The organism is Hansschlegelia beijingensis (genome assembly GCF_045505405.1).
Taxonomy (GTDB): domain Bacteria; phylum Pseudomonadota; class Alphaproteobacteria; order Rhizobiales; family Methylopilaceae; genus Methylopila; species Methylopila beijingensis_A.
In genome coordinates, this window is sequence record NZ_JBJKEX010000429.1 from 1 (window position 1) to 2,327 (window position 2,327).

A 2,327-nucleotide genomic window follows, 5' to 3' on the forward strand; every position below is an offset into this window, starting at 1 on the left:
CGCATGTTCTGCCGCCTCAAAGACTTCCGACGCGTCGCAACCCGCTACGACCGTAACGCCACCAGCTTCCTCGCCGCCGTCCATATCGCCGCGATCGTCAGCTACTGGTTATGAGTCTCGGCCCTAATGGCGTTCACCGTTGATCAGACAAGGGCGAACGCCTCTTTCTCCAGCCTAAGCGCCTTCAATGAAACAAATGCCAATCCAATCATCAAGGCTGCCGACGGCTCATATATTCTTCTTCAACACTACAGCCTGCTTGAAGCACTGTATGAAGCGCCATTTTTCTGGATGGCCTCGGACAGTCTTATGTTGCAACAGCGTCCAAAAACCGCGGTGCCTTCGCCGAGCAGTTCCTGACGGATCGCCTTAGCCGTGTATTTGGCCACAGAAGGGTCTTTAAGAATGTCGACATCTACAAAGGGAAGGATCGCATCACGGAAGTAGATGTTCTTGTCTTATACGGAGACCGAGCGATTGTAGTGCAAGCGAAATCAAAACGACTGACCATCGAGGCACGAAAAGGAAACGATCTCCAGCTAAAGGACGATTTCAAGAAATCAATTAGTGACGCCTATGATCAAGCCCTTCTATGCTCTAATGCACTATTAGACACCAAATACCGATTCCTATCATCGTCTGGCGACGAAATTGATTTTCCGAGATACTTAATACGCCCTTGCATTTTCTAAATTACTTGGCGCTACGCGCGAAAATTAGCAAGGTGGTTCTGGTCAATCTAGAGCTCGCCATTTTAGGATATCATCTGGAACACAACCTTCGGTTTGACGATCAGTATGACATGGTGAATTTGGGCGATGATTTCACCAGCTCCCTTGACACAGCGATGTCCGCACGCAGGTTGGGAGTACCCGGGGAACGAATACCAAAAGGCATTCTAACTCGCTTCGACGGAACGCCTATTGGCAGGTTGATTTCCGAATTTGAGGCCAGCGCGATCCCCGAACTTGTGGGGCTTGGAATGCTATTCCTTCAGCTTGGGTTTGATACCGCCCCGCACATCAATACGGGCATTCATCGATTGGTGCGTTCCGCAGCTAACGACGGACAGCCGCACGATTTTTCTGTCCCATCGCAAGCGAATAAGTCCGGCTTCACTATTCATGTAAATTCACTTCCGAAAGAGGCAGCTCAAGATCGCTTGTCGATCCACTGCCACATTAAAAAGTACGATACGAAGTCGGACTCTTGGTATGGGCTGTTACTCGCTCCTGGAACCGGCGACGTCCGAGACGCTCTGGTCATTCAAGGAAAGTGGAAAGTTGATGAGAATATGGAGAAGGCAGTCGCTACATTGCCAAAAAAGCCTATGGTTCCGGCTATGACCCTATCTCGGGGCACGCTGCGCAGAAAAGTTGGGCGCAATGAAGCGTGCTTGTGTGGTAGTGGGATGAAGTATAAGAAGTGTTGTTTAGGCGGACTCTGATTCATCATTGCACTTTAGGCAAACGGTTGCCGAGATCACCTCTGCATCGACGGAAAGGTTGTGGACGCTCCAACGGAATAACGCGGTCGCTTGCTTAGTTCGGACAAGCCGAGGCAAAACTGAGCGTTCCAACCTCTCCTAAGGACCGTAAGACCGTTCCCCCTCACCCCCGCCGCTTCGCCTTCACCTTCCGCACGGGCCAGTCCACCACCCGGTCCTCGAGGTCCTCCGGCGGCACCTCGTCCTCGGTTCCGGACACCCGGCCCCGCACGGAAACGCCGGCCTCGTGGACCGTCTCGGGGGTGCCTGACACCAGCGGGTGCCACCAGGGGAGGTCCTGGCCTTCGTCCACCAGGCGGTAGGCGCAGGTGAGCGGGAGCCAGCCGATGTCCTCGACCGTCTTGGGCGTCAGCTGCACGCAGTCCGGCACATGGGCCTTGCGGTCGGGGTAGGATTTGCAGCGGCAGCTGTCGCAGTCGAGCAGGCGGCAGGCGACGTCGGTGTAGTAGACCCGCTCGGTCTCCTCGTCCTGCAGCTTGAGCAGGCAGCAGCGGCCGCAGCCGTCGCACAGGCTCTCCCATTCCTGCGGGGACATTTCTTCGAGCCGCTTCACCCTCCAGAAGGGTTCGGGCTTCAGGCTTGTGGCTTGCGTCAAGGGGCTCGGGCTGTTCCAAAATACCGCGCGGCATGGCTCTTGCGCGCGCAGGGGGCGTGGCGTCAAGTCGTGTCTGAGCGGGAAGCGCGAGGCGATCGGGGGCTTTTTTCGGGTGGACGAGTTCGGCGCAAAGGCCCGCGCGGCATGGAAGGCGCTCCTCGCCCGCCTGCGGCCCCAGGCGGAACGGACGCTCGACGCGCTGGAGGCCGGGCAGGCCCGCGGCCG

At 56.6% G+C, this 2,327-nt stretch carries 4 protein-coding genes and 1 pseudogene; 4 read left to right on the forward strand and 1 reads right to left on the reverse strand.

From position 1 onward, the window contains the following. From ACIKT0_RS17100 to ACIKT0_RS17115, 4 genes and pseudogenes are all read left to right on the forward strand, one after another. Nucleotides 1–114, forward strand: a pseudogene (locus ACIKT0_RS17100) (IS5/IS1182 family transposase); the annotation flags it as partial. Nucleotides 115–126: 12 nt separating this feature from the next. Continuing rightward, nucleotides 127–360 carry a hypothetical protein gene (locus ACIKT0_RS17105; protein WP_407106570.1) on the forward strand — a complete coding sequence of 78 codons (234 nt, stop codon included), beginning with the start codon at nucleotides 127–129 and terminating at the stop codon, nucleotides 358–360. Then, nucleotides 357–692 carry a nuclease-related domain-containing protein gene (locus tag ACIKT0_RS17110; RefSeq protein WP_407106573.1) on the forward strand — a complete coding sequence of 112 codons (336 nt, stop codon included), beginning with the start codon at nucleotides 357–359 and terminating at the stop codon, nucleotides 690–692. The genes ACIKT0_RS17105 and ACIKT0_RS17110 overlap by 4 nt, the downstream gene beginning before the upstream one ends. Continuing rightward, nucleotides 680–1,447: a YecA family protein gene (locus tag ACIKT0_RS17115; RefSeq protein WP_407106571.1), complete on the forward strand. Its 768-nt coding sequence runs from the start codon at nucleotides 680–682 to the stop codon at nucleotides 1,445–1,447. Before ACIKT0_RS17110 ends, ACIKT0_RS17115 begins: the two co-directional genes overlap by 13 nt. Before the next feature lie 163 nt (nucleotides 1,448–1,610). On the opposite strand, the gene ACIKT0_RS17120 is transcribed toward ACIKT0_RS17115, so the two are convergent. Continuing rightward, nucleotides 1,611–2,102, reverse strand: coding sequence for a YcgN family cysteine cluster protein (locus ACIKT0_RS17120; protein ID WP_407106572.1), 492 nt, complete (start codon nucleotides 2,100–2,102; stop codon nucleotides 1,611–1,613). Between the last annotated feature and the right edge of the window lie 225 nt (nucleotides 2,103–2,327).

What these genes read in the sequence shown, in the direction of transcription:
- ACIKT0_RS17105 (WP_407106570.1), top strand. Translation starts at nt 127, where the DNA reads ATGGCGTTCACCGTTGATCAGACAAGGGCGAACGCCTCTTTCTCCAGC.